This window comes from Amycolatopsis sp. CA-230715 (genome assembly GCF_018736145.1).
Lineage (GTDB): Bacteria > Actinomycetota > Actinomycetes > Mycobacteriales > Pseudonocardiaceae > Amycolatopsis.
Genome location: NZ_CP059997.1, coordinates 3862760 through 3886786, shown reverse-complemented (window position 1 = coordinate 3886786; position 24027 = coordinate 3862760). Strand labels below are relative to the sequence as shown.

The following is a 24027-nucleotide window of genomic DNA, read 5'->3' as shown; positions in this document are numbered from 1 at the left end:
CGCCGGTGATACTGGGCACGGCATTGAAGTTTCCGGTGAGGGGGCTCAGGTGGTCGCGGTCCTGGTCGCCGGGTGGTTCGTGCTCGCCGCGCTCGTGGTGGCGGCGTGGCCGAAGATCAACGCCGACAAGGCGTGGCGGACCGGCGCGCTGACACTCACGCTCGCGTTTTCGCTGCTGCACCAGCTGCTTTTCCGCGCCGTCGCCGACGACGCCTACGTGACGTTCCGGTACGCGCTGCACATCGCCGACGGCCGGGGCGCGGTGTTCAACACCGGCGAACGCGTCGAGGGCTACGGCAGCTTCCTCTGGATGGTGCTCCTTTCGCTGCTCAAGACGGTGTTCGGTGCGGACATCGTGACGGCGGCGTCGGTGCTCGGCGTGCTGTGCACGCTCGCCGCCGTGGTCGTCGCCTTCGTGCTGGTGAACCGGATCGTGGCCGCCGCCGGGCGCGACGAGCCCGCGCTCGGCGTCGCCGCGGCCGTGCTGACCGCGGGCGCGGGCGGGCTCGCCGCGCACGGCACTTCGGGCACCGAGACCGGGCTGTTCGTGCTGCTCGTGCTGTCGGTCGCGCTGGCGCTCGCGTGCCGCCGCCCGGTGGTTGGCGGCGTACTGGTGGCACTGGCGGTGATGACGAGGCCGGACGGGTTCGTGTTCGCGCTCGTCGCCGTCGCGTGGCTGCTGGTTTCCGCGGCGAGGGGCCGGTCGAGCTGGTGGGCGCCGGGTGCCTTCGCGCTCGGCGCGCTGGTGCTGGTGGTGCCGTGGACGGCGTGGCGCGTGACCTACTACGGGCACCTCGTACCCGATTCGATCGCGGTGCGCCTCGGCAGGCCCGTCGGCGACCAGCTCGCCGCGGGCTGGCACTACCTGTCCGGGTTTTCCTTGGTGCACCAGGGTTTCCTGCTGCTCGCGCTGGGCGCGGTGGCCGCGCTCGCCGGGCGGCGCGGCGCCAAGACGACGGCCGCGGCGCGTTCCTTGGTGTGGCTCGTGCTCGCGGCGGCGATCGGGTTCGTCGCGGGCGCGGTCGCGATCGGCGGCGAAGCGGTCCCGGCCTGGCGGCTGCTGGCGCCGGTGCCGCCGCTGCTCGCGGTCGCCGCCGCGGCCGCCTGCGGTCTCCTCGCGAAGGACGGCGAGGAGACGTCGCGCCGCACGCTTTCGTCGCGCCGCGTGGTGCCCGCCGTCGCGCTCGGCCTGTGCGGCGTGTCGCTCGTGGTGTCGGTGGAGAGCGGCGAGCTGCTGCCCCGGATCGACGCGGGCCGCGCCCGCACCGCCGATCTCGCCGTGCTGGGCTCGTGGCTCGGCGAGCGCCTGCCGCCGGGCTCGGTGATCGCGACCTACGGCGGCGGACCGCTCGCGTACTGGGCGGGCACCGGCGTGGTCGTGATCGACGAGCTCGGCCGCACCGACGACCACATCGCGCGCAAGGGCACCGCGGTGACCACGGCGGACGGGCCGCTCAAGGTCGACCACGAGTACGTGGTGAACCTGCGCAGCCCGTTGCTCGCGGTGTCCGCCGAGGGCTTCACCCCGCGCCAGCGCTGCGCGATGGACCCGGTCTACGCGGGCCGCTACCAGGTCGCCACGTTCAAGCGCACCGGCACGAACCAGTGGGTCGCGCTGTACCCGAGGAGCGAGCTGGCGGCGCGGTTCATCGCCGATCTCGACGCCGACCCCCGGTTCGACTACCTGCCGTGCCCCGGGTGACGCTGAGCGCGATTCAGCCTCACCTAACCTACGGTCCCGTAGCCTTGCCGCATGGCTGACCTCGTTTACCCGCCCGTCGTCTGGACGGCGAAGCTCATGTTCCGCGTACTGGACAACCGGTTGCGGGTGGCGGGGACCGAGCACATCCCGGCCGCCGGTGGCGCGGTGATCGCCTGCAACCACGTCAGCTACCTGGACTTCATCTTCTGCGGCCTCGGCGCGAACCCGTCGAAGCGGCTCGTGCGGTTCATGGCGAAGCAGGAGATCTTCGCGAACCGGATCGCGGGCCCGCTGATGCGCGGCATGCACCACATCCCGGTGGACCGGAAGGCCGGCCTCGCGTCGTACGAGGAGGCCGTCGAGCGGCTGAAGGCGGGCGAGGTCGTCGGCGTCTTCCCGGAGGCCACGATCAGCCAGTCCTTCACCGTCAAGGAGCTGAAGACCGGCGCGGTGCGGATGGCGGCCGAGGCGGGTGTCCCGGTGGTGCCGATGGCGCTGTGGGGCACGCAGCGCCTGTGGACGAAGGGGCGCCCGCGCACGCTGACGAAGCGGCACGTGCCGATCTCGATCCTCGCGGGCGAGCCGCTGCACCCGTCCGCAGACGACGACTGCGAGACGGCGACGGCCGAGCTGCGGACCAGGATGAGCACGCTGCTCGACAAGATCCAGGCCGAGTACCCGGAGCAGCCGTCGTCGGAGGACGAGCGCTGGTGGCTGCCCGCGCACCTCGGCGGCACCGCCCCCACCCCCGCCGAAGCCCCGCGCTGAACCGTCCCCGAAGGCTCCTTGTGGGGCGTTGAGCGTCCCGATCGCGGCCCTCGCGACGGGCTACTGCCGCGGCCGCTCGTCCCCGACGGTGGCCTTCGGGGCGGTAGACGCCGCGAACTCGGCCCTCGCACAACACTCCGGCCACCCGCACGCCCCCACAGCAGGCCTTCGCGTGCCCCTGAAGGTGGCTTTCAGGGCATCCAGCGCCCCGAAAGCCACCTTCGGGGAATCCGCCGGAGCGCGCTCGGTGTCAGAACCAGCGTTCGAGGATTTGGGCGACGCCGTCTTCGCCGTTGGGCGCGGTGATCTCGTCGGCGACGTCGAGCACCGCGGGATGCGCGTTGGCCATCGCCACCCCGTGCCCGGCCCAGCGCAGCATCTCGATGTCGTTCGGCATGTCGCCGAACGCGATGGTCTGCTCCGCCGACACGCCGAAGCGCTCCGAGACCTCGGCCAGGCCAGTGGCTTTCGTCACACCGTGGGCGGCGACCTCGATCAGCCCGGCACCGGTGGAGAACGTCACATCGACGGCGCTGCCGAGTACTTCGCGCGCCGCGCGGGCCATCTCGTCGGAGTTCATGCCCCGCTTGCTGACGAGCAGCTTGACCGCCGGGTGCCCCAATATCTCCGCGCGCGGGAAGGTCACGCCCTCGCCGTCGCCCCACGGGTTGTGGTAGTCCGGCTCGATCACGAAGTTGCGCACCTCGGGGTCGACGGCCTTCCTGCCGACGCGTTCCGCGGCCAGCCTGCACCCGGGAAGTGCCTGGTCGAGCGCGTGTGCGAGATCGTGCAGCAGGGCGGGTTCGAGCAGGCCGTGCACCGCGACGACCTCGTCGGCGGCGATGTCGTAGAGCACCGCGCCGTTCGCGCACACCGCGTACCCGGTGAGCCCGGCGACGTCGGCGACGGTCGGGATCCAACGCGGCGGCCTGCCGCTGGCGAGCACGATCGGCACGTCGTCGGCCAGCGCCCTCGCGAGCACGGCGAGGGTGCGGCCGGTCAGCTCCTCCAGCGGGCTGAGCAGGGTGCCGTCGACGTCGGAAGCGATCAAGCGGGGTTTGTCCACGCCGTCCATTGTTCCCGAGCATGCCCGTTCTGCGGTGTGTCGGTGACGACCACTACCTTGGCGCCGTGCGCGTTGGCATAGTGATCCTTCCCGAAGACCGCTGGTGGGCAGCCGAACCCAAATGGCGTGCGGCCGAGGAATACGGCTTCGACCACGCCTGGACCTACGACCATCTCGGCTGGAAAGAACTGGTCGACGGACCGTGGTTCAGCGCGGTCCCGACCCTGACCGCGGCCGCGACCGTGACGAGCAGAATCCGGCTCGGCACGTTCGTCGCGTCGCCGGTGTTCCGCCATCCCGTTTCGTTCATGCGCGAGCTGATCACCCTCGACGACGTCTCCGACGGCAGGCTGCTGCTCGGGATCGGCGCGGGCGTCGACTCGGCCCGGTACGACGGGCAGGTGCTCGGCGGGCCCGAGCTGAGCGCGAAGCAGCGCGCGGACCGGTTCGTCGAGTTCGTGGACGCCCTCGACGGGCTGCTCACCACGGACGGCTACGACCACCGCGGCGAGTACTTCGCGGCGGTGGGCGCGCGGAACCTGCCCGGCCCGGTGCAGCGGCCGCGGATCCCGTTCGTGGTGGCCGCGAACGGGCCCCGCACGATGCGGCTGGCGGCGCGGCAGGGCACCGGCTGGGTGACCACCGGCGTCAAGACCGACGATCTCGAACAGTGGTGGAAGGCGGTCGCCGAACTGGTCGCCAAGTTCGACGAGAAGCTCGCGGAAGCGGGCAGGGACAAGGCGACCATCAGCACCTACCTCAGCCTCGACGCGGCGCCCGTGTTCTCACTGTCCAGTGTGGACGCTTTCGCGGACGCGGCGGGGCGTGCGGCGGAGCTGGGCTTCACCGACGTCGTCGCGCACTGGCCGCGTTCGGGCGGCCACTACGAAGGCAGGGAGGCCACGCTCGAACGCGTCGCCGACGAGATTCTCCCTGGCCTGCAAGGAGAATAGGCCGAGTGACGAAAGAGGGCGCCTTCGCGAGAAGGCGCCCTCTTTTCGCTTTTCCGGATCAGCGGATGATCTCGTAGATGACCGCGCCGGGGTTGCGGTAGACCACCTTCAGGAAGTCGCGGTGGTCGAGATCGGTCAGGCCGAGGCCCCGGATCCGCACCGGCTCCCGTTCGATCGTGCCGGTGCCGAGCAGCACGTGGCCGACGTCGAGGCGCTCGACCGCGGCCCGCACCTCGGGGTTCGTCTTGTACTCGCGGAAGTGGTCGGTCAGGTACGCCGCGTCCTTCGGCGGCACACCCGGGTCGTAGTTGCCCGCGACCGGCCGCACGCCCGCGATCGCGTACACCCACGCGGTGCCGTCGAGCCGGTCGTTCAGCACCATCTCGCCCGGCTTGGCGATCTTCTCCAGCTCCAGCATCGCGGTGATCTCGTTGCGGGTGACCGGCGGCTCGCGGTGTTCGGAGGCGGGCCCGTTGTGGTAGGCGTAGGCCACCGCGGTCGCGTTCGCCGCGGTGTAGAACCCGTTCGTCACCACGGCCAGCACGGCGACCATCACGACCGCCGTGGTCAGCCCGAGCGTGGCGGGCAGCCGCGGCCGCAGCTTCACCCACGACAGGTTCGCGACCGCCCTCGACACCAGCCGCTGCAGCTCGGCGAGCCCGTGCCCGGCGAGCAGGATCAACGGGATCGCGGCGAGCGCCATCAGCCGGAACCGGTCGTTCCACCACGGCCGCGAGAACGCGACGACGAACGACTGCGCGCCGAAACACGCCACCAGCACGAAGATCCCGGACAGCAGCACCGCGGACAGGCCGACCCAGCGCATCCTGCCCAGCGTGCTGATCGCCACGATGCCGACCACCAGCAGCCCGGCGAGCCAGGTCTGCGGCTGGTCGAGCACCTGGCGGAAGGTCAGCAGCTGCCCGAGCGCGGAGGGCACCGGGATCCCGGACGCCCACGGCTTGTACGGGTAGGCGCCCGAGGTGAAGCCGATCGCGCCGAGCACCATCGGGGCGGCGAGCACCGCGGCGGCGGCCCCGGTCGGCAGCAGCCACAGCAGGTCGCGCCCGACCTTGCCCTCGCGCCGCCACCAGCGCTGGATCAGCACCGGCAGCGCGAACAGGATGCCGCCGAACAGGCAGCTCGAATGCGACGCGAGCAGCCCGGCCGCGCTGATCGCCAGCACGCTCGCGGTGTCGACGCCGGGTCGCTCCAGGAACCGCTGCAGCACCAGCGCCGCCAGCGGCGTCAGCACGATGCCGAGCGCGAACGGCAGCAGCCCGCTGGACACCGATTCGTAGGCGCCGGTGGTGGCCGTCGCGGCGATCAGCGCGGTGCTGCCCGCCAGCATCGCCCGCCCGCCGAACTGGCGGACCATCGCGACCATCGACAGCGCGAAGATGCCCGCCACCGGCACCGTGACCGCGTTGAGCACCACCGGGATGCTCGCGCCGGAGAGGTTGTAGACCAGCGCCGCGACCAGGTGGTAGGCGTTCGGGTAGAACAGCGCGCCGCCCGGCTCGTAGTAGTTCACCGTGCTCATGCCGAACAGGCCGCCGTCGCCGGTGTCGGCGATGTAGCGGATGCCGTTCGCGTGGAACACCGTGTCCCAGCGCTGGAAGACCGCGTTCGTGCCGCCGGTCGCCGCGAGCACCACGTAGATCGACAGCGCCGTGGCCACCACGACGCACGCGGCGACCGCGAGGTGCGCGCCCCTGGTCCACTCGACGGGCGGGCGGTCCTCGGTCGCGGACACCCAGCCGCGCGCCTCGGCGAGCTTGCGCACGCCGAAGGCGATCCCGGCGAGCAGCACCGTCGACGCGGCGGCGGTGCCGACGTTGTACGGCAGGTCGACGTACGAAAGCCACGGCCCGGCGAGGCCGGTGGCGGTGTAGGTCAGGAGCGGGGCGAGGCCGGCGAGCGCCCAGCCGCGGAGCCCGGCGGCGAAGCCCACCAGGCCGCCCGGGACCACCAGCACGAGCAGGTAGACACCGATCGTGCTGCTGTAGGTCCAGAACTCATCTGGTGTTGGCACGGCTTCCTACGGGTCGGTTGGCGGGTTAATGTCATGGGCGGTGCAGTGCGCCCCGAGCACGTCGGTACCCTGAGCGCCCGTGAGCGCGCACACGAACCCCGCAAAGATTACTGAAGACGATTTCGCCGGTTACGACCTGATCGTAGTCGGCTCCGGTTTCTTCGGTCTGACCGTGGCCGAACGGGCCGCCACCCAGCTGGGGAAAAGGGTCCTCGTCCTGGAGCGGCGGCACCACATCGGCGGTAACGCCTACTCCGAGGTGGAGCCGGAGACCGGGATCGAGGTGCACAGCTATGGTGCGCACCTGTTCCACACCTCCAACAAGCGGGTGTGGGACTACGTGAACCAGTTCACGGACTTCACCGACTACCAGCACCGCGTGTTCGCCAAGGCGGGTGACCAGGTCTACTCGTTCCCGATGAACCTGGCGCTGATCAACCAGGTCTTCGGCAAGTCGTACAGCCCGGACGAGGCGCGCGAGCTGATCGCGAAGGAGTCGAGCGAGTTCGACACCGACGCCGCGCAGAACCTCGAGGAAAAGGCGATCTCGCTGATCGGGCGCCGGCTCTACGAGATGTTCATCAAGGGCTACAACGCCAAGCAGTGGCAGACCGACCCGAAGAACCTGGCCGCCAGCATCATCACCAGGCTGCCGGTGCGGTACACGTTCAACAACCGGTACTTCAACGACACCTACGAGGGTCTGCCGGTCGACGGCTACACCGCGTGGCTGGAGAAGATGGCCGAGCACGAGAACATCGAGGTCCGGCTGAACGTCGACTACTTCGACGTCCGCGACGCGATCCCGGCGGGCACGCCGACGGTGTACACCGGGCCGCTGGACCGCTACTTCGACTACTCCGCGGGCAGGCTCGGCTGGCGCACCCTCGACTTCGAGCGCGAGGTCGTGCGGACCGGCGACTACCAGGGCACCGCGGTGATGAACTACAACGACGCGGACGTGCCGTTCACCCGGATCCACGAGTTCCGGCACTTCCACCCGGAGCGGGACTACCCGAAGGACAAGACGGTCATCGTCCGCGAGTACTCCCGGTTCGCCGACGAGAACGACGAGCCGTACTACCCGATCAGCACCCCGGAAAACCGGGCGATGCTCGAGCGGTACCGCGAGCTGGCGAAGGTCGAGGCGAAGGAACGCAACCTGATCTTCGGCGGCCGCCTCGGCACCTACAAGTACCTCGACATGCACATGGCGATCGGGTCGGCGCTGTCGGTGTTCGACAACAAGGTCGCCCCGCACCTGACCGACGGCGCGCCGCTCGACGGGTCGCTCGATGCTTGAGTCGGCCGAGAACGCCAAGGGCGCCGAGAGCGTCGCGGCCGCTGAGGCCGCGGCCGAGGTGAAGGTCCTTTCCCAGGTCCAGGGCGTGTTGAAGCGGCCTGGCACGGTGAAGGCGGCGCGTGGGATGTCGCACTTCGGCGAACACGCCATCGGCTGGTTCGCCGCGGGCCTGGTCGGCGCCGCGCTCGACAAGCCGCGCCGGAAGGAATGGCTCACCGCGTCCTTCGGCGTGGTCGGCGCGCACGCGGCCTCGATCGCGGTCAAGCGGGTGGTCCGCAGGCCCCGTCCGGACGACCCGAGCGTCGAGGTGCTCGTCGGCACGCCGAGCAAGCTGAGCTTCCCGTCTTCGCACGCCACGTCGACCACAGCGGCGGCGGTTCTCTACTCGGGACTGACCGGGCGTAACCTGGTGCCCGTTCTGGTCCCGCCGATGCTGGCCTCCCGGCTCGTGCTCGGCGTGCACTACCCGACCGACGTGCTCGCGGGGGCCGCACTCGGCGGGGCGGTCGGCGGTGTCCTTCGCCGGTTCATGTCACGCAACAAGCGGAGCAGGTAGTGAGCGAGTCCACCAGCAAGACCGAGACCTCGGCGGCCGCGAAGGTGTCCGACAAGGCGGAAGAGGCGGAAGAGGCGGAAGAGGCCACTGAGCCGGTCGAGGCGGCCGAGACCGCCGAAGCCGACGGCGCCGACGGTGCTGACAGCGCTGACGGCGCTGTCGACCAGGCGCCGGTGAAGCGCGGCCCGGTGCGCATCGCGCTGGGGGTGCTGAAGACCGCGCGGCCCCGCCAGTGGGTCAAGAACGTGCTGGTCTTCGTGGCGCCGTTCACCGCGAAGCAGATCAGCAACGTCGACGTGCTGACCGATGCGCTGATCGCCTTCATCGCGTTCTCGCTGGTGGCCTCGTCGGTGTACCTGATCAACGACGCGATCGACGTCGAAGCGGACCGGGCCCACCCGAAGAAGCGAAAGCGCCCGATCGCCGCGGGTATCGTCCCGGTGCCGCTGGCCTACGCCTCCGCGGTGCTGTTCTTCGCCGTCGGGATGGGGATTTCCTTCCTGACCAGGCCGGAACTGGCGATCGTGCTCGGCGTGTACGAGGCCGTGCAGCTCGGCTACTGCTTCGGGCTCAAGCACCAGCCGGTGGTGGACCTGGCGATCGTCGGCTCCGGGTTCCTGATGCGGTCGATCGCGGGCGGCGCGGCGGCGGGCATCGGCCTGTCGCAGTGGTTCCTGCTGGTGACCGCGTTCGGCTCGCTGTTCATGGTGGCGGGCAAGCGGTACGCCGAGATCATGCTGTTCGAGCGGACCGGCGCGAAGATCCGCGCCTCGCTGAAGAAGTACTCGGCGAGCTACCTGCGGTTCGTGTGGGCGACCTCGGCCGCGATCGTGATCATGTCCTACGGCCTGTGGGCGTTCGAGCTGAAGGAGCACGCCGACGGCTCGGTGTGGCCGGTGCTCTCGATGATCCCGTTCGTCGTCGCGATCCTGCGGTACGCCGTCGACGTCGACGGCGGCAACGCGGGCGAGCCGGAGGAACTGGTCCTGCGCGACCGCGTCCTGCAGGTGCTCGGCCTCCTCTGGATCGCCACCCTGGTCGTCTCCTACTACGTGAGCTGACCGCTTTCCGGTTGCCCCTGATGGCCACCATGACGGCACTGGATGCCGTCATGGTGGCCATCACGGCATTCAGGCCCCTTTACTCGGGCGCTTCGACGAGGACGGGGCCGCGTTCCAGGCCGCTTCGGGGGCGGGTGCTGTGCGTGGTCCGCACACCGGTCATCGGGGCCACGTAGTCGTAGCGGATCACGGTGATCGGCTCGCGGAGCTTGTCGCCGCGCAGGTACGTCGGCACGACGTGCTCCTTCGCGAGCTGCAGCAGCGGCGCGTACGGCCCGCCCGCGCCCTTCGCGTAGGACACCGCGGCGAGGTCGGCGCTGCCGGGCCCCGGCGAAAACCGGTACCGCGCCGGGAAGATCATGCCACCGCCGAGCGACACCGGTTTCCGGCACGGCAGCACGAACCCGTTGACCCAGTCCATCGCGACCGGCTCGCTCGTGGGTACCAACGACGTGGACGGGACCACCTTCGGGAACCGGGGCGCGGCCGCGGCGAGCCAGCCGCTTTCGTCCGGGTCGGCGTCCTGGACGACGACGCGGACGCGGTCCGCGCCGGGCGCCTGCACAGCGGTGTCGACGCGCGCGTCCTTCCACTTGCCGCCCGTTTCCCCTCCGATGTCCACAGTGGACACTGGTGAGCCGTCGGCGCGCGCGAATTCGAGCAGGACGGTCACCGCGCCCTTGCCAGCCCTCGCCACGACGAGCGGCGGCTGGGCGGGATCGTTCAGCCCGGACGGGAGCGCGTACCACGTCGATGTGGCCGTTCCGGTCGCCTTCGGTGCCCGGTAGCTGCCCCAGACGGGATGCGCGGCGTCCGTGCCGTACGGCGCGTCGGGTGCGGCGGAGGCCGGGAAGCCCGCGTCGGCCAGCAACCCGCCCAGCGCCGCGGGCGGCGAGCCCGCCACCGGGTGGAGCACGTCCGCGCCGGGATCGGGTTCGACTTCGAGCCAGTCCTCGATCCCGCACGAGCCGCCGCCGGTCAGGGACGCGAGGTTCGCCCGCCCGATGCTGTAGGAGCCCCACCGCGCGGCCACCGCCTGCGCCATGGTGCCGATTTCGGCCACCACGACCACGATCGCCACCGCCACGATGAGCCAGCCCGACGACGGCAGCCAGCGCAGCGACCGTTCGTCGGCCGGTCTGCCGCCGGAGGTGCGCCAGGTGCCGAGCACCCCGCCCAGCGCGGCCACCGTGAGCCCGGCGATCAGCAGCAGGTTCCCGATCTGGAAGCCGAACGCGCTCGGCGTCTTGTCGACCCAGCGGACGTCCAGCGCGGAGACGTACCACCAGCGGTTCGGCGCGGAAACGGCCAGCGCGACCACTCCGGACAGCAGTGCGAGGCTGACCGACCGCGCCCACACCGACCGCAGCGCGCCCTTGGCGACGGTGTGCACGAGCAGCGCGGTGAGCAGGGTGCCGAACCCGGCGAGCGCGCCGAAGTGGTGCGTCCACTTCGTCGGCGTGAACATCAGCGCGACGAGGTAGAGGCCGCTGGAGACGACGAGCCGCCGCGTCGCCGACTCGACGAGCCCCGGCGTGCGGTGGTTGACCAGCAGCGCGCCGAGCACGGCCATGCCGAACAGCATCAGCAGCATCGGCACGCGCCGGTTCAGCGCGCCTTCCACCACGCTCGGGTCGAGCAGGGTGGCGTACCGGCCGATTTCGCGCTGCCAGGCGAAGTCCGGCCCGATCGCGGTGCGGACCTGCGTCGCGTCGAGCACGGTCGCGAGCGTCTGGTCGTAGAACATCAGCAGCAGCGCGCTCGCGCCGGTGGCCAGCAGCAGGGCCAGTAGCCCGAGCCACGACTGGTCGCGGCGGCGGCGCAGCAGCCGGATGATCCCGCCGAGCCCGGCGACGAACGGCAGGAACGCGGCGATCCCGGTCGGGGTCACCGCGACCGTGGCACCCGCGACGACGATGCCGGCGGCGAGCGGCGCGACCGCGTTGGTCGCGAGCGCCCGTTCGACGAGCGCGAACACGGCCAGCGAGCCGACCACGATGAACGGTTCGGGCCGGATGCCGACGTCGTAGGGCAGATACCAGACGAGAAAGAGCGCGACGCACGCCCAGCGCGCCCACCGGCGGGAACCGCTGGAGGCGCTCAAGAAGCGGGGGAGCAGGAGCCGGTCGATCATGCCCCAGGCGAGCAGGCCGAGCAGCACCGACGGCAGCCGCAGGAACAGCTGCGCCGGGCTGATCAGCGTCAGCCAGTGGTACACCTCGTAGAACCAGCCGAACGGCGCTTCCGGCGCGTTGAACCAGCGGAAGTAGTTGCCGGTGAACCCGCTGTCCGCGCGGGCCTTCAGCATCGTGCTGATGTAGCCGTCGTCGACGGTGAGCGAGCCGATCACCGCCCACACCGCGAGCACCGCGGTGACCACGAGATCGGCCACGCGCGGGCGCCACCAGCGGCGCGGCAGGAGGCGTGCGCGGCGCGCGAACCGGGTGTCCCAGTGCCGGGCGAGCGCGAGCGCGGCGAGCAGGCACACCGCGGCGAGGACACCGAGCGCGATCTTGAGCCCGGTGGCGTCGGTGTCGAACCGGGTGTCGCCGACGACGGTGACGTGGGTGGCCGCGCTCGGCGACTCGGTGAAGAGGCTGTTGACGTCCGGCCGTTTTCCGCTGTGCCCGATCGGCGCGCCGTCCACGGCGACCGTGGTGCCGCCTTCGTCGGCGTGGATCGTCCACTGGCAGCCCGGCGAAAGCGGCCTGCTGGCCAGCGGCGCGCCGTCGAGATCGACGGTGACGGTGCCGTTCGCGGTGCGCACGACGAGCCCGCCCGGTGATTTCGCCGCGGTTGCGGGCGAGCCGGGCGGGACGGTCGAGAGCACCAGGCCGTCGGCGGGCTGCGCGCAGTCGAACCGGGCGTCGAACCGCGCCGGCTGGTACGGGAACATCGGCAGCGCGGTGCCTTGCGCGCCGGGCTGGGCCGGCCACTGGTACGTGGTGACGTTCTGCTCGACCGGAACCAGGACGAACAGGACGGACGCGAGCGCGGAGAGCAGGCCGAGCGCGGCTACGCCCCACCGGCGCGGGAACGATCTGCCGGGGTATTGATCATTGGTGGGCACTGCCCCAATGTTAGGGAAGTCGCGGCGGCAATGATGTTACGGGCGCCGTTCTACCTGGTAAAACTCCACGCGAAAGCGGTCCGGTTCGATGTTTTCACCCGATCCGCGGTTTGCGGATACCGCCGGCGGTCACGCACGGTGATCCTGCGTCGGCTGGTGTGAGACTGCCGCGAGGCGGCGACTGTACTATCTTGTCGCTCAAGTGAGTCCCGGGTGTGGTGTTTTTGTTCCGTCGGGGAAAGTGCCCGGGAAGTAAGGAAGCCATGAGTTATCCCGCGTACCGTCGGGGCACTTTTGCGCTCGTCGACGGTGTTCTGCACGAAGCGTCGCACAGTCCCGGTGCCGATCTGGTGCGGCTGAACTCGCGCCAGGCGGGCAATCCCGATCCGGCGCTCTACGACTGGGACGACGCCGAGGCGCAGTGGCTCGCGACGGTACCGGCGGACCGGTGTTCGCGGGTCTTCTCCGTGGACGTGTACGCGAGCTACCGCGGGCACAGCGTGCTGGTCGGCACGATCAACGACACCGGGTCGGCGCACATCATGTACGCCGAGTGGGACGGGCTCTGGGCCACCGGCAACGGGTTCATCCAGGAGAACAAGTACGAGTACTACAAGACCGTGCCGGTGACCGAACTGCGCGACTACTACGAAAAGCAGGGGGACCTGCTCTTCACGCGGTGGCGGGACGAGACCTTCGCGGGCACCGGGCAGCGCAGGCCGCGCCCGGTCGCCGTGCAGGAGCGGCCGCGCACCGGGCTGCTCGCCACACTGTCCGAAGTGGAGTATCCGGCGGACGCGTACCCGCACGAAGGCCACATCGGACTTTCCGCTCCTGGCAAGCGAAATCCGGATCCCGAACGGTTCACCTGGGACAGTGCGCGCGAGCGGTGGACGGCGCGGGTGCCGGTGTCCGACTGCACGAGGCTCGCGGAGGTGACCACGCGCGCGGAATACCGGGGCAGGCCGTGCCAGGTGCGGTCGATCGCGGCGGACGGCACGGTCGTGCTGGAGCACCTCGCCAAGGAGGCCAAGGCGGCCGAGGACGAGTTCGAGCCGGACGACGACGGGGTCTGGACCAAATCGGTGCACGTGTTCGACATCGCCAGGTACCACGAGCACCACGTCGACCTGCTCTTCGACGAATGGTCGCGGTCACTCGGCTGATCTCGGTACCCTGAAGCATGGGGCCACTGGGGAGCTACTTTCGCAACGAGCGGCGGACACTGGGCAGCACGGTCACCTTGCTGCGGCGCAGGCGGGCGGTGGCGCCCGGCGCGGTCGCGATGCCTTACGTGCGGGCGCAACGCGCGCTGCTGCTGACCTTCGGCGGAGTCAGCGTCGTCGAATCGATCGCGTTTTCGCTGGCGCGGTTCCCGCCCGGGGTGCACGTCCTGCTGTGGTTGGCCGACGGGTACACCGTCCTGTTCACGCTCGGCCTGTTGTCGGCGACGATCACGCGCCCGCACACGGTTTCCGACGAGGAACTGCGGATCCGGCTCGGCTGGTACCTGGACGTGCGGGTCCCGATGAGCAAGATCGGTTCGTTCCGGCACGAGAAGAAAACCCACGACGCGGGCGGGTATCTGCGTTTCTCCGGCCACGAATTCCGGCTCGTGCTGGACGCGGAAACGAATGTCGTGGCAGAGCTGACCGAACCGGTCGAGTTCACCAGGCCGCTGGGGAAAACCGCGAGCGCGAGCGTGATCGCCTTCTACGCCGACGATCCCGCGGCGGCGGCGAAAGCGTGCCGGGAAGCGTTGTCCCGGCACACTTCGGCGGCGTGATTCAGGCGGGCGTCGCCGTGATTTCGAGTGCGAGGTCGAGGTGGCGCCCGGTCATTCCCTTCTGCGCGGTGACCCCGAAGGCGTAGCGGTCGATGCGGACGTGCGCGCCGGCGGTGATCACGCCGGCTTCGGCCGCGACCTCGTCCACGGTGAGCCGCACCGGTTGCGTCGAATCCTTGACGGTGAGCGTGCCGTCGAGGACCCATTCACCGTCCTGCTCGCCGAGCCCGGTCGAGGCGAACCGGATCTCCGGGAACTTCTCGGTTTCCAGGTACCGCTTCGACCTGACCACGCCGTCGCGCGCGTTGCTGCCGGTGCGGAAGCTGCCCGCGTCGATCGCGGCCGCCACGGTGCTCTCTTCGACGGGCTCCGCGACGGTGAGCCGCCCGCTGGCGATCGCGAAGCTGCCGCGGACGCCGCCGAGGCCGAAGACGTGCCTGGTGGTGAACGTGACGGCGGAGCGATCGGTGTCGATCGCGTATTCACCGGCTGGGGGAATGGTGATGCTCACCGGACTGCCTTTCCGTGGCTGGGTTGAGGGTGCACGAGGGGCGCCAGAGTTCGCCGAGGGTGCCCTCCCTGCGGAGCAGGATCTGCGTGATGATCTGCAGCACGAGGAACGAACCGACGTGCCAGCCGGTGTCGAGGGCGGGCACGACGTCCACGGGCAGCGTATAGGCGGTGACGATGTTCAGGGCGCAGCCGAACAGGGTGGCGCCGCCCCAGATCGCGGTCAGCCTGCGCCAGACCTGCCGGAACGACGCGTGCGCTTCCCACAGGCGGTCGAGGTGATCGGCCTTGCCCACCAGCAGCGAGCGGCAGGCGAGGTAGGTGACCGGGCGGCTGCCGAGCACCAGGCTGCCGAGCATCCAGCCCGCGATCAGCAGGCTCAGCCAGCCGCCGCGGACCAGGAGCAGCCTGGCGTCGCCGGTGAGCGCCGCGGTGCCGAGGTTGAGCAGCACCAGGAGCACCACGAACAGGCCCATGGCGTCGACCCGTCTCGTCCGCGCGAACGTCACGGCGACGCGCAGCGCGGGCGGCAAGCCGCTCAGCACGAGCGCGGTCGTCTCGGCGACGTCGAACGCGCGCAGCGCGTAGTACCCGGCGAGCGGGAGCACCACGTCCACGAGCACGGCCACGATCGTTTGCCGGATTTCCCCTTTGGTCGTCACGGTCACGAGCGTGCCCGGCCGGCGGGGTGCGGCACATCCACGCGCCGGTGGACCGGCATCGGCCGATCGGTTGATGCCGGCGAGTGGGTATTTCGGCCGTCCGCGCGGCGCGCCGGGTGGGGAATCCTCGGAGGCCCCGGTTGAGAGGAGCGTGCCGTGGCCACCGGAAGCTACCGCGTCGAGCCCGACGTCGTCCGTTCCGTTTCGAACACGGTGAAGGACCTGAACTCCGCGGCGTCGTCCGTCACGAGTGACCTGGAGTCGCTGGTGATCGACGCGCTCGCGTTCGCCGGGATCGGCGGCAGCGTCGCGGGCGCGAACGCGTCACTGCGGCAGCAGCTCGTCGGCGGGCTCGGGAAGTTCGTGTCGTTGATCGAGGACATCAGCTCCCATGTGGACGCCGCGACGAACGGGTACGAAACCGCCGACACCGCGACGGCGCAAGGGTACGGCGGCGGGGCGTCCGGCGGCGGTCGACCGGCCACTTTGGACTCCCGCGTGGTCGACTCGATCATGGCTTCGGAGGGCGCGGGTGGCGAGCAGGGCGGAGTGCGCGAGGCGTACGGCTTCCGCGAGAACATGCACAACGGCTACGACCAGATCATGGCCGCGCGGCGGCAGTACGGTGTGGGGAGCGAGCAGGAGCACGCTGTTGTCACGGAGCTGATGACCGAGCGCGCGCGGCAGGCGGGCGCGTTGCACTTCACCGATCCCGGCGCGCAGGCCGCGGTCATGTCGGGCGCGCACATGCGCGGAGTCGGTGGTGTGCAAGCGATCCTGAACCACATGGCGGGCGCCGACATCACCCGCAGCGCGACCCTTTCCCCCGACACCATCGGCGCGCTGCGGGGAATGACCCCCGAGGACTTCCAGCAGCGGTTCCACGACGCGCGCATCGAATACGACCGCCAGATCTACGGCGGCACCACGACGCACCAGGCAGGGCACACCCAGAACTGGTGGGACCGCTACGGCCACGGCCTGACCACCCGCTACGACCGGGAACAACAGGAATTCCTGACCCTGTCCCGCTGACGCCCCTCCCCGGAGTTCAGCAGCCCCGCTTGCAGTGCCTCGAAGGTGGCTTTCGGGGCGCTACATGCCCCGAAAGCCACCTTCAGGGCGGGCGGATCAAACAGGCAGCTTGCGGAAGATCTTCCGGGGCACGTGGCGCAGCACGGACATCACGAGCCGGAACGGCGGCGGCGACCACACGAGGTCCTTGCCCGCGCGCGCGGCGGCGACGGAGATCTCGGCGACCTGCTCCGCGGTGCGCGTGAGCGGGGCGTTCTTCATGCCCTCGGTCATCTTGGTGGTGACCTGGCCGGACCGGACGACGGTGACCTGCCCGCCGAACGGGGCCAGCGCTTCGCCGAGGCCGAGGTAGAAGCCGTCGAAACCGGCCTTCGTGGAGCCGTACAGGAAGTTGGACCGGCGCACCCGCTCGCCCGCCACCGAGGACAGCGCGATGACCTGGCCGTGGCCCTGCTTCTTGAGCTTCTCCGCGAGCGCGACGCCGACCGAGACGGCGGCCGTGTAGTTCACGGTGGCCAGTTCGACGGCCTTGGCGTGGTCCTGCCACACCTCTTCGGCGTCGCCGAGGAGCCCGAACGCGACCACGGTGACGTCGATGTCGCCGTCGGCGAACGCCTTGTCCAGCACGCCGGGGTGCGATCCGGTGTCCTTGGCGTCGAACTCCACAGTGGACACTTCGGCGCCCTTGTCCTTCAGGCGCTGCACCGCGGCCTGCAGCCGGGGCGTCTGGCGCGCGGCGAGCACGACGCGCAGCGGGTGCTCGGCGAGGTACCGCTCGGCGATCGCGAGCCCGATGTCGGAGGTGCCGCCGAGCAGCAGGAGGGTCTGGGGGTTGCCAACAGCGTCGATCACAGTTCGAGCCTCCGGCTCATGTCAGAGGCGAAAACGCCTTCGGGGTCAACGGCGGCGCGGACCTTGCGCCATTCTTCGAGCCTCGGGTACATGCGGGCGAACGTTTCCGGCGAGGTCCGCGAGTCCTTCGCGGTGTAGAGCCGCCCGCCGATCGCGAGGACCTCTTCGTCGAGTTCCTGGCACAGCTTGCCGAGCCCGGACTTGATCGGGAAGTCGAGGCACACCATCCAGCCGGGGTGCGGGAACGACAGCGGCGCGCGGTTGCCCTCGCCCATCTGCTTGAACACGTTGAGCGCGGAGTAGTGCCCGGAGTGGGCGACCTTCTCCACGATCCGCCGCAGGCCGTCGTTCGCGCCGAGCGGCGTGCTGAACTGGTACTGCAGGAAGCCCTTCCGGCCGTAGCCGCGGTTCCACTCGCCGATCAGGTCGAGCATGTGGTAAAAGGCCGTGATGTTCTGGATCGCGCCGCGCCCGCGCTTCGGCGTCGACCGGTAGTAGAACTCCCCGATCGCGCTCAGCGACAGCTTGTTCATCAGGCCGTTCGGCATGATGTCCGGCACCGTCAGCAGTTGCGGGGCGTTGAACTTCAATGGTTCCGCGCGCAGTTTCGGCGGCAGCTCGTCGAGCTTCGCCAGCGAGCCGCGGGCGAACGCGCCGCGGCCGAGCTTGGCACCCTTCGAGATGGTGTCGAACCAGATCGACGAGTACGTGTAGTTGTCGTCGGACCCGTCGCTGACCAGTTCGAGGGTGCCTTCGAGATCGTCGGTGCGGTCGTTGTCGACGATGAAGTAGGCGGTCTCGGTCCTGGTCATCGCGATCGTCGCGCGCACGATGATGCCGGTGAGGCCGATGCCGCCGACGGTGGCCCAGAACAGCTCCGAATCGGGGCCGTCCGGGGTCAGCGTGCGGATCTGCCCGTCCGCGGTGATCAGGTCCAGCGAGACCACGTGGTTGCCGAAGCTGCCCGCGGAGTGGTGGTTCTTGCCGTGGATGTCGTTCGCGATCGCGCCGCCCACGGTCACCTGCCTGGTGCCGGGCAGCACCGGGACCCACAGGCCGTGCGGCAGCGCCTCGCGCATCAGCTGGTCGAGGCTGACGCCCGCGTCCACGACGACCTGCGCGGTGTCGCGGTCGATCGAGTGGACGCGGTTCAGCGCGGTCATGTCGACGACGAGGCCGCCCGCGTTCTGCGCGGGGTCGCCGTAGGAACGGCCGAGCCCGCGGGCGATCACGCCGCGCTCGCCCGCGCTCGCCACCGCTCGCGCGATGACCTCGACGTCCGTGGTGGTCAGTACGTCGGCGATGGTGGGGGCGGTCCGCGCCCAGCCGGTCAGTGCACGCCGCTCGGTGTGGATTTCGCTCACCCGATCCAGGGTAACCACCTGCGCGGGATGACCTTCAGCGGCGCCGCCTACACTGTCCGCGCCAGTCCTTTCCCAAAGACCAGCGAGGTATGTGGTGACGGCGGTGGACCCTGTGGTGACCCCGGAGGAGCGGCAGTCCCCCGGATTGGTCGGTCAGCTGATCCGTTTCGTGCTCATCGGCGGCTTCTGCGCCCTGGTCGATTCCGGTATTTACTGGCTGTTACTACAGGCCGGACTCTGGGTGCACTTCGCGAAAGCGATCAGTTTCATCGCGGGCACCACCACCGCTTATTTCCTTAACAAACGCTTCACCTTCTCCGGTGGCGTCAAGGGCGGGATGGCGCAGGTCGGCGGCTTCGTCCTGCTTTACACGGTCACGTTCTTCGTCAACGTCGGGGTGAACGCCCTGATGCTCGCGGTGCTGCCGGAGTTCCGCTGGAAGGTGGCCCTGGCCTGGGTGATCGCGCAGGGTATGAGCACGCTGATCAATTTCGTCATGCTGCGCTTGGTCATCTTCCGGGAGCCGTCACCCGCGAAAGGTCACGCGGAGTAGAGAATGCCGTCACTCGGCCGGGCGCCGGTGGACGCAATGATCTGAGGTGAGCGGATATCGGCTACCGTGGACGCCAGACTTCACCACCTCAAGCGGTTATCGCATGTTTGCTGACCGAGGAACTCGCGAAAGGCTGACATCTACATGCCCGGCAAAGCACCATCGGCGACCGGTCAGGCGCATGCCGCGACCATGAAGGCGGTCAACGGCGTGAACGGATCCTCGAGCGAACAGGCGGGCGACACCACTTTCGCCGAGCGCACGCCGCAGGGCAGGCTCCTCGCCCAGCGCGGGCTCTACGCCGGGCCGTCGTCGATCGTCTCGAAGGACCTCTACGCGGAGGTGCTCGAAGGCGTCGTGACGCGCCGCCGCCACAGCATCGTGCTCGACCCGTCCGCCCGCGTCACCGGCAACACCTACTTCGGCCGCTTCCCGGCCAGCTACTGGCAGCGCTGGACCACCGTCCGCCAGGTCAGGCTGGACGCCACGGTCAGCGGGTCGGGGCACCTGCGGCTCAGTGCGTCCGATGTGGAGGGTGAGCCGCGAATCGTTGCGGCGCAGGACTTCGAGGACGCCAAGGGCGTCTCGGTCTCGCTCGAGGCGAAGATCGACAAGTTCCTCGACGGCGGCGCGCTGTGGCTCGATCTGTCCACTGAGGCCGGTGAGACGCTCACCGTCGAGCGGGTGCGCTGGACGGTCGACGCGCCGGAGAAGATCCGCCCGACCGCGGTCACCATCTGCACGATGAACCGCGCCGACGACTGCATGAAGAACCTCGAAGCGCTCGCGGCGGACGTGTCGTCGCTGGAGACGCTCGACGCGATCTACGTCGCCGACCAGGGCAACGACAGGGTGGACTCGCGCGCCGGGTTCGAGCAGGTCGCCAAGGACCTCGGCGACAAGCTGCACTACATCACCCAGGCGAACCTCGGCGGCGCGGGCGGGTTCACCCGCGGCCTCTACGAGGTGGCGGGGCACACCGAGACCGAGCACGCGAACGTCCTGTTCATGGACGACGACGTGCTGCTCGAACCGGACCTGGTGATCAGGATGACCGCGTTCTCCAACCGCGCGGCCAACCCGATGATCGTCGGCGGCCAGATGCTCAACCTGTTCCACCCGAACCAGCTGCACGTCGGCGCCGAGTACGCCCGGCTCAACACACTCGAGCCCGGCCAGCCCGTCGAGCACAGCCTCTCCACCGCCGACCTGCTCGGCGTCGACGAGGAGACCGGCAAGCCGAACCGCCAGGAACGCCGCCTCGACGCGGGCTACAACGGCTGGTGGTCGTGCCTGATCCCGTACGAGGTGGTCAAGGAGACCGGCTACCCCATGCCGTTCTTCTTCCAGTGGGACGACGCGGAGTACAGCTACCGCGCGCGGGCGCACGGCTTCCCGACCGTGACGCTGCCCGGCGCCGGTGTCTGGCACGCGGACTTCCACTGGAAGGACTGGGACGAGTGGCACCGGTACTTCAACCTGCGCAACTCGATCATCACCGCGGCGCTGCACAGCCCGTTCAACCTGAACCTGCTCTCGCGCGTGCTGCTGGCCCAGCTCGTGCGCTACCTGCTCGGCATGCAGTACGGCCTGTCGCACACGCTGATCAAGGCGGTCGAGGACTTCCTCGAAGGCCCGGAGATCCTGCGTGACGGCGGCGTCAGCGCGATGAAGGCGATCAAGGAGATCCGGGACCGCTACCCGGAGACCAAGCGCCACGACCCGACGAACGTGCCGGGCATCGCGTCGAACGACATCGGCATCATCAACACCGCGCCGCGCCCGAGCATGCAGCGCCTCGTGCTGATCAAGCGCATCGTCGACCGCGCGCTCGGCCGCACCCGCTTCGGCCTCGGCGCCATCCCGACCGACGAGGCGCACTGGTGGCACGTGGCGCTGTTCGACACCGCCGTGGTCACCGACGCGAACCAGGAAGGCGTCCGCGTCCGCAAGTACGACCGGGCCCGCATGATCGGCCTCGCCAAGCACGGCGTGAAGGTGATCAACCGCCTCCGCAAGGAAGGCGCCGCGGTGCAGGAGCAGTACAAGCGCGCGATGCCCGAGCTGACCAGCCGCGAAAACTGGAAGCGGCTCTACGAGCTGTAATTTTATCGCGCTGTGTTTTTTATCGCGCGGCAAAATTTGCGCTGCCAGGGCGTGGCTCTCGAGGGAGCCGCGCCCTGGGTGCGTTGGCGCCCTGCCATCGCAAATTTTGAGGGCCCAGGGGGCCCTGCGCGCGACTGCACGCTCCCGGCGCGCGGGGCGCGCCGGATCGCAGTTGTGGCTGGGTTGGGAGTGGCCGCGCCTTCGGCGCGGACCTCGCGGCACTCGGGGGTAGGCGGGCGAGTGGGTTTCGGTAGGCGCGCGGCTTGGGCGCCTGGTGCAGTTAGCGGGCTAAACGTCGTCGGCGGGCGAGCGGGGCCGGGGCGGGTCGCCTGGTGCAGTTAGCGGGCTAAATGTCGTCGGAGGGTCGGCGGGCGGCCTGGGGGCGCGGAGTGCGTTTAGCGGGCTAAACGTCGTCAGGGCGCGGTCTTGAGGAGCGGGGCGTCGCGGGTGAACTGCTCGAAGCCGACGCCGTAGTACAGGCCGCGCGCGGAAGGGTGCCCCGGGGCACCGAGGCAGGCGACCGTCGCGTGGATGGCCCCCGCCGCCCGCGCCAGGTGCATCCCGTGCAGGAGCAGCGCACTGCCGAGGCCGAGGCGGCGGTGGTCCGGATGCGTCCCGACCGGTTCGAACTCGGCGGTCTTGTTCACCTCGTCCAGCCATAGGATCGCCGAGGACGCCATCGTGCCGTCCGGTGCTTCCACCAGGACGTGCAGGTCACCGCGGTAGCCGGGGGCTTGCCGGACGCCCTGGTAGCTCTCGGCCGAGTACGCGGTGGGCGCCCAAGCGTCCACGTGGGCCTGGACCGCGGCCTCCGGCCCGGCTTCGTCGGCGGTGCGGAAGCGGAAACCGTCCCGCAGCACCGGCTCGGCCAGGTCGGTGAGGTCGCGCTGGTTGAGCTGCGTCCAGGACCCGGTGTCGCCGAGCGAGGACGGATCGGTTCCGTAGCCGTGCGCCGCCCACCGGCTCAGCGCGAACTCGTCGGCGGCGCTCGGCACCACCGTGCGGTCGACGCCCGGCGCCGTCTCGTCGTACCAGCCGATCACCTCGTCGACCAGCGCGGCGTGGTCGGGATGGACCTGGTACACCAGGTAGGCGGCCGTGACGTCCTTCTCCGACCCGTCGTTGCGCCGCACCCGGCGCGGCAGCTGGGCCCAGCCCCACGCCACCAGGTCCTCGCCGGAGAACCACAACTTGCGCCGCCAGCTCGCGCTCTGGTCGGCACGGCCCCTGCCCCAGTTCCAGGCGAGTTCGCCGAACGCCGAATCGCTGTTCACCAGGTCCGGGCGCGTGGCCGTGACGCGCTGCGCCAGTGCCTGCATGAGTTGCACGTCCGCGGAGGTCAGCGGCTCGAAGTTCGTCACAACGGGCAACTGTGTCAGGACCGGCGCGCGCGGTCGAACAGTTTTTTCAGCGGGCCGGTCGGCGGGTCAGCGCAGGCCGAACACCTTGTTCTTGCGCTGCAGGTCGTCGATGAAGGCGGCGGCGACGTGGGCGAAGTTCACGTGCACCGTGGCCCCTTCCGAGGTGGGGACGGCTTCGACGGAGCCGTGGTCGAGCAGGAGGGGCAGCTTCTTGCCCAGCTCTTCCGCGGTTTCGTCGGACAGCGCGAAGAGCAGCGGCTCTCCGCCGTGGGCGAGGTGGAGCACGAGCGCCGGCTTCGTGTCGGTCATGGTGTCCAGGACAGCAGCACCGGATCGGCGCGGGCAAGGAGGTTCGCTTACGGCTGATCACCGCGGGTGGTCTACCGTGCAGAACGAACCGGCTAGTGCGCAGGGGGATGGGCATGGCACACACGTTCTCGCTGTCCCTGGCAGCGTTGGACATGCTGCTCGAACAGGGAAGACTCGGCCGCGCGCCGGTGCCGTTCTCGGTGCCGCACATCGGCACCTCCGCCGAGCAGCGCGCGCAGGTCCGCGCCGCGGTGTACCGGGATCTGGAAGCGCGTGGCCTGATGGCGGGCGGCAGGCTCGATCCGGGCGTCGAGCAGGCACTTCGCACGTTCGTCAGCCCGCCGGTGTCGATCTCGGCCGCCGCCCAGCTCGACGGCGGCACCCCGCTGTTCGCCCGCGCCGGCTCCGACGGCGAGTACGCGGTGGTGGTGCGCCAGGACGAGAACATGCTCGTGTTCACCGAGGCCAGGCCCACCGGGATCGTGCCGATGATCGTCGACCTCCTGCCGCTGACGCCCGCGGCGCCCGGCCAGTCCGTGACGGTCGCGAAACCCGCCAAGCGCAAGCGAAACCCGTACGGCGGCGACGAAGGATACAACCCGTTCAGCGGTGTCGCGGCGCCGAGAAGCCATTCGACGACTCAGCTGCGCATGGTCGAGCGCATCTTCGAGAAGCCGAGGAGGCGGGTCGGCCAGTTCACCGCGTTCGTCCGCGACCAGCGCGGCCACCCCGTCGATTTGAGCCCGATCGCCTGGTTCGACACCGAGGCGGGCCGGTACCTGATGACGATCAGGGACGGGTCCGACGGCCAGACCTGGATCACCTACGCGCCCGCGGACAATGCGCGCATCGCGCAACAACTGCACGAACAGCTCGAGGGAACGTTCTGAATTCACCCGAAAAGAGCACTGTGGGTTAACCCTTCGTCGTGGAGGAATACCTGATAGTTCCGGTTCCGGTGCCCTCGGCTCGGTA

Annotated in this window: 21 protein-coding genes; 12 read left to right on the top strand and 9 right to left on the bottom strand. The window is 69.9% G+C overall.

Translation table 11 applies throughout. From position 1 onward, the window contains the following. Positions 1-49 precede the first annotated feature (49 nt). A complete protein-coding gene (locus HUW46_RS18345) occupies positions 50-1702 on the top strand; it encodes a hypothetical protein (protein ID WP_215548430.1) in 1653 nt (550 codons plus the stop codon). A gap of 51 nt (positions 1703-1753) precedes the next feature. Continuing rightward, the gene (locus tag HUW46_RS18340; RefSeq protein WP_215548429.1) at positions 1754-2470 is read left to right on the top strand and encodes a lysophospholipid acyltransferase family protein; all 717 of its coding nucleotides are present in this window, start codon (positions 1754-1756) and stop codon (positions 2468-2470) included. A 250-nt stretch (positions 2471-2720) separates the two neighbouring features. On the opposite strand, the gene HUW46_RS18335 is transcribed toward HUW46_RS18340, so the two are convergent. Next, positions 2721-3536 carry an HAD family hydrolase gene (locus tag HUW46_RS18335; protein WP_254126293.1) on the bottom strand — a complete coding sequence of 272 codons (816 nt, stop codon included), beginning with the start codon at positions 3534-3536 and terminating at the stop codon, positions 2721-2723. 65 nt (positions 3537-3601) lie between these two features. On the opposite strand from HUW46_RS18335, the gene HUW46_RS18330 reads away from it, so the two are divergent. Continuing rightward, positions 3602-4489: an LLM class flavin-dependent oxidoreductase gene (locus HUW46_RS18330; protein ID WP_215548427.1), complete on the top strand. Its 888-nt coding sequence runs from the start codon at positions 3602-3604 to the stop codon at positions 4487-4489. Between the two features lie 58 nt (positions 4490-4547). Here the strand turns inward: HUW46_RS18330 and HUW46_RS18325 are convergent, their stop codons facing one another. Further along, a complete protein-coding gene (locus HUW46_RS18325; RefSeq protein ID WP_215548426.1) occupies positions 4548-6524 on the bottom strand; it encodes a DUF6541 family protein in 1977 nt (658 codons plus the stop codon). Between the two features lie 79 nt (positions 6525-6603). Here HUW46_RS18325 and glf point away from each other — a divergent pair, with 79 nt between their 5' ends. From glf to HUW46_RS18310, 3 genes are read left to right on the top strand one after another with little or no spacing between them, the layout of a single operon-like run. After that, positions 6604-7827, top strand: coding sequence for a UDP-galactopyranose mutase (gene glf / locus HUW46_RS18320; RefSeq protein ID WP_215548425.1), 1224 nt, complete (start codon positions 6604-6606; stop codon positions 7825-7827). Next, positions 7820-8383 (top strand): phosphatase PAP2 family protein, encoded by a 564-nt coding sequence (locus tag HUW46_RS18315; RefSeq protein ID WP_215548424.1) that lies wholly within the window; start codon positions 7820-7822, stop codon positions 8381-8383. Before glf ends, HUW46_RS18315 begins: the two co-directional genes overlap by 8 nt. Positions 8384-8427: 44 nt before the next feature. Beyond that, the gene (locus HUW46_RS18310; RefSeq protein WP_442860981.1) at positions 8428-9444 is read left to right on the top strand and encodes a decaprenyl-phosphate phosphoribosyltransferase; all 1017 of its coding nucleotides are present in this window, start codon (positions 8428-8430) and stop codon (positions 9442-9444) included. Between the two features lie 79 nt (positions 9445-9523). Here HUW46_RS18310 and HUW46_RS18305 read toward each other — a convergent pair whose 3' ends face one another. Next, positions 9524-12514, bottom strand: coding sequence for an arabinosyltransferase domain-containing protein (locus HUW46_RS18305; RefSeq protein ID WP_215548422.1), 2991 nt, complete (start codon positions 12512-12514; stop codon positions 9524-9526). A gap of 263 nt (positions 12515-12777) precedes the next feature. On the opposite strand from HUW46_RS18305, the gene HUW46_RS18300 reads away from it, so the two are divergent. Together HUW46_RS18300 and HUW46_RS18295 are read left to right on the top strand one after the other, a co-directional pair. Then, a complete protein-coding gene (locus HUW46_RS18300; protein ID WP_215548421.1) occupies positions 12778-13680 on the top strand; it encodes a hypothetical protein in 903 nt (300 codons plus the stop codon). Between the two features lie 17 nt (positions 13681-13697). Continuing rightward, on the top strand, positions 13698-14300 hold the full coding sequence (locus tag HUW46_RS18295) for a hypothetical protein (protein WP_215548420.1): 603 nt from the start codon (positions 13698-13700) through the stop codon (positions 14298-14300). A 1-nt stretch (position 14301) separates the two neighbouring features. On the opposite strand, the gene HUW46_RS18290 is transcribed toward HUW46_RS18295, so the two are convergent. Together HUW46_RS18290 and HUW46_RS18285 are read right to left on the bottom strand one after the other, a co-directional pair. Next, a complete protein-coding gene (locus HUW46_RS18290; protein WP_215548419.1) occupies positions 14302-14811 on the bottom strand; it encodes a YceI family protein in 510 nt (169 codons plus the stop codon). Continuing rightward, positions 14783-15472 (bottom strand): VC0807 family protein, encoded by a 690-nt coding sequence (locus tag HUW46_RS18285; protein WP_215548418.1) that lies wholly within the window; start codon positions 15470-15472, stop codon positions 14783-14785. The genes HUW46_RS18290 and HUW46_RS18285 overlap by 29 nt, the downstream gene beginning before the upstream one ends. Before the next feature lie 156 nt (positions 15473-15628). Between HUW46_RS18285 and HUW46_RS18280 the strand changes: the two genes are divergently transcribed. After that, complete coding sequence (locus HUW46_RS18280) at positions 15629-16507, top strand: hypothetical protein (RefSeq protein ID WP_215548417.1); 879 nt, start codon at positions 15629-15631, stop codon at positions 16505-16507. Positions 16508-16603: 96 nt separating this feature from the next. Here HUW46_RS18280 and HUW46_RS18275 read toward each other — a convergent pair whose 3' ends face one another. Next, entirely contained in the window at positions 16604-17359 is a 756-nt protein-coding gene (locus HUW46_RS18275; protein WP_215548416.1) for a decaprenylphospho-beta-D-erythro-pentofuranosid-2-ulose 2-reductase, read from the bottom strand. Next, the gene (locus HUW46_RS18270; protein ID WP_215549952.1) at positions 17356-18714 is read right to left on the bottom strand and encodes an FAD-binding oxidoreductase; all 1359 of its coding nucleotides are present in this window, start codon (positions 18712-18714) and stop codon (positions 17356-17358) included. The genes HUW46_RS18275 and HUW46_RS18270 overlap by 4 nt, the downstream gene beginning before the upstream one ends. Before the next feature lie 103 nt (positions 18715-18817). On the opposite strand from HUW46_RS18270, the gene HUW46_RS18265 reads away from it, so the two are divergent. After that, positions 18818-19276, top strand: a complete 459-nt coding sequence (locus HUW46_RS18265) for a GtrA family protein (protein ID WP_305860776.1) — start codon at positions 18818-18820, stop codon at positions 19274-19276. Between the two features lie 144 nt (positions 19277-19420). Continuing rightward, the gene (locus tag HUW46_RS18260; protein WP_215548415.1) at positions 19421-21382 is read left to right on the top strand and encodes a glycosyltransferase; all 1962 of its coding nucleotides are present in this window, start codon (positions 19421-19423) and stop codon (positions 21380-21382) included. 413 nt (positions 21383-21795) lie between these two features. On the opposite strand, the gene HUW46_RS18255 is transcribed toward HUW46_RS18260, so the two are convergent. Next, complete coding sequence (locus HUW46_RS18255) at positions 21796-22743, bottom strand: GNAT family N-acetyltransferase (RefSeq protein ID WP_215548414.1); 948 nt, start codon at positions 22741-22743, stop codon at positions 21796-21798. Between the two features lie 66 nt (positions 22744-22809). Further along, on the bottom strand, positions 22810-23052 hold the full coding sequence (locus HUW46_RS18250; protein ID WP_215548413.1) for a hypothetical protein: 243 nt from the start codon (positions 23050-23052) through the stop codon (positions 22810-22812). A 113-nt stretch (positions 23053-23165) separates the two neighbouring features. Here HUW46_RS18250 and HUW46_RS18245 point away from each other — a divergent pair, with 113 nt between their 5' ends. Beyond that, positions 23166-23942, top strand: coding sequence for an ESX secretion-associated protein EspG (locus HUW46_RS18245; protein ID WP_215548412.1), 777 nt, complete (start codon positions 23166-23168; stop codon positions 23940-23942). Positions 23943-24027: the final 85 nt, after the last annotated feature.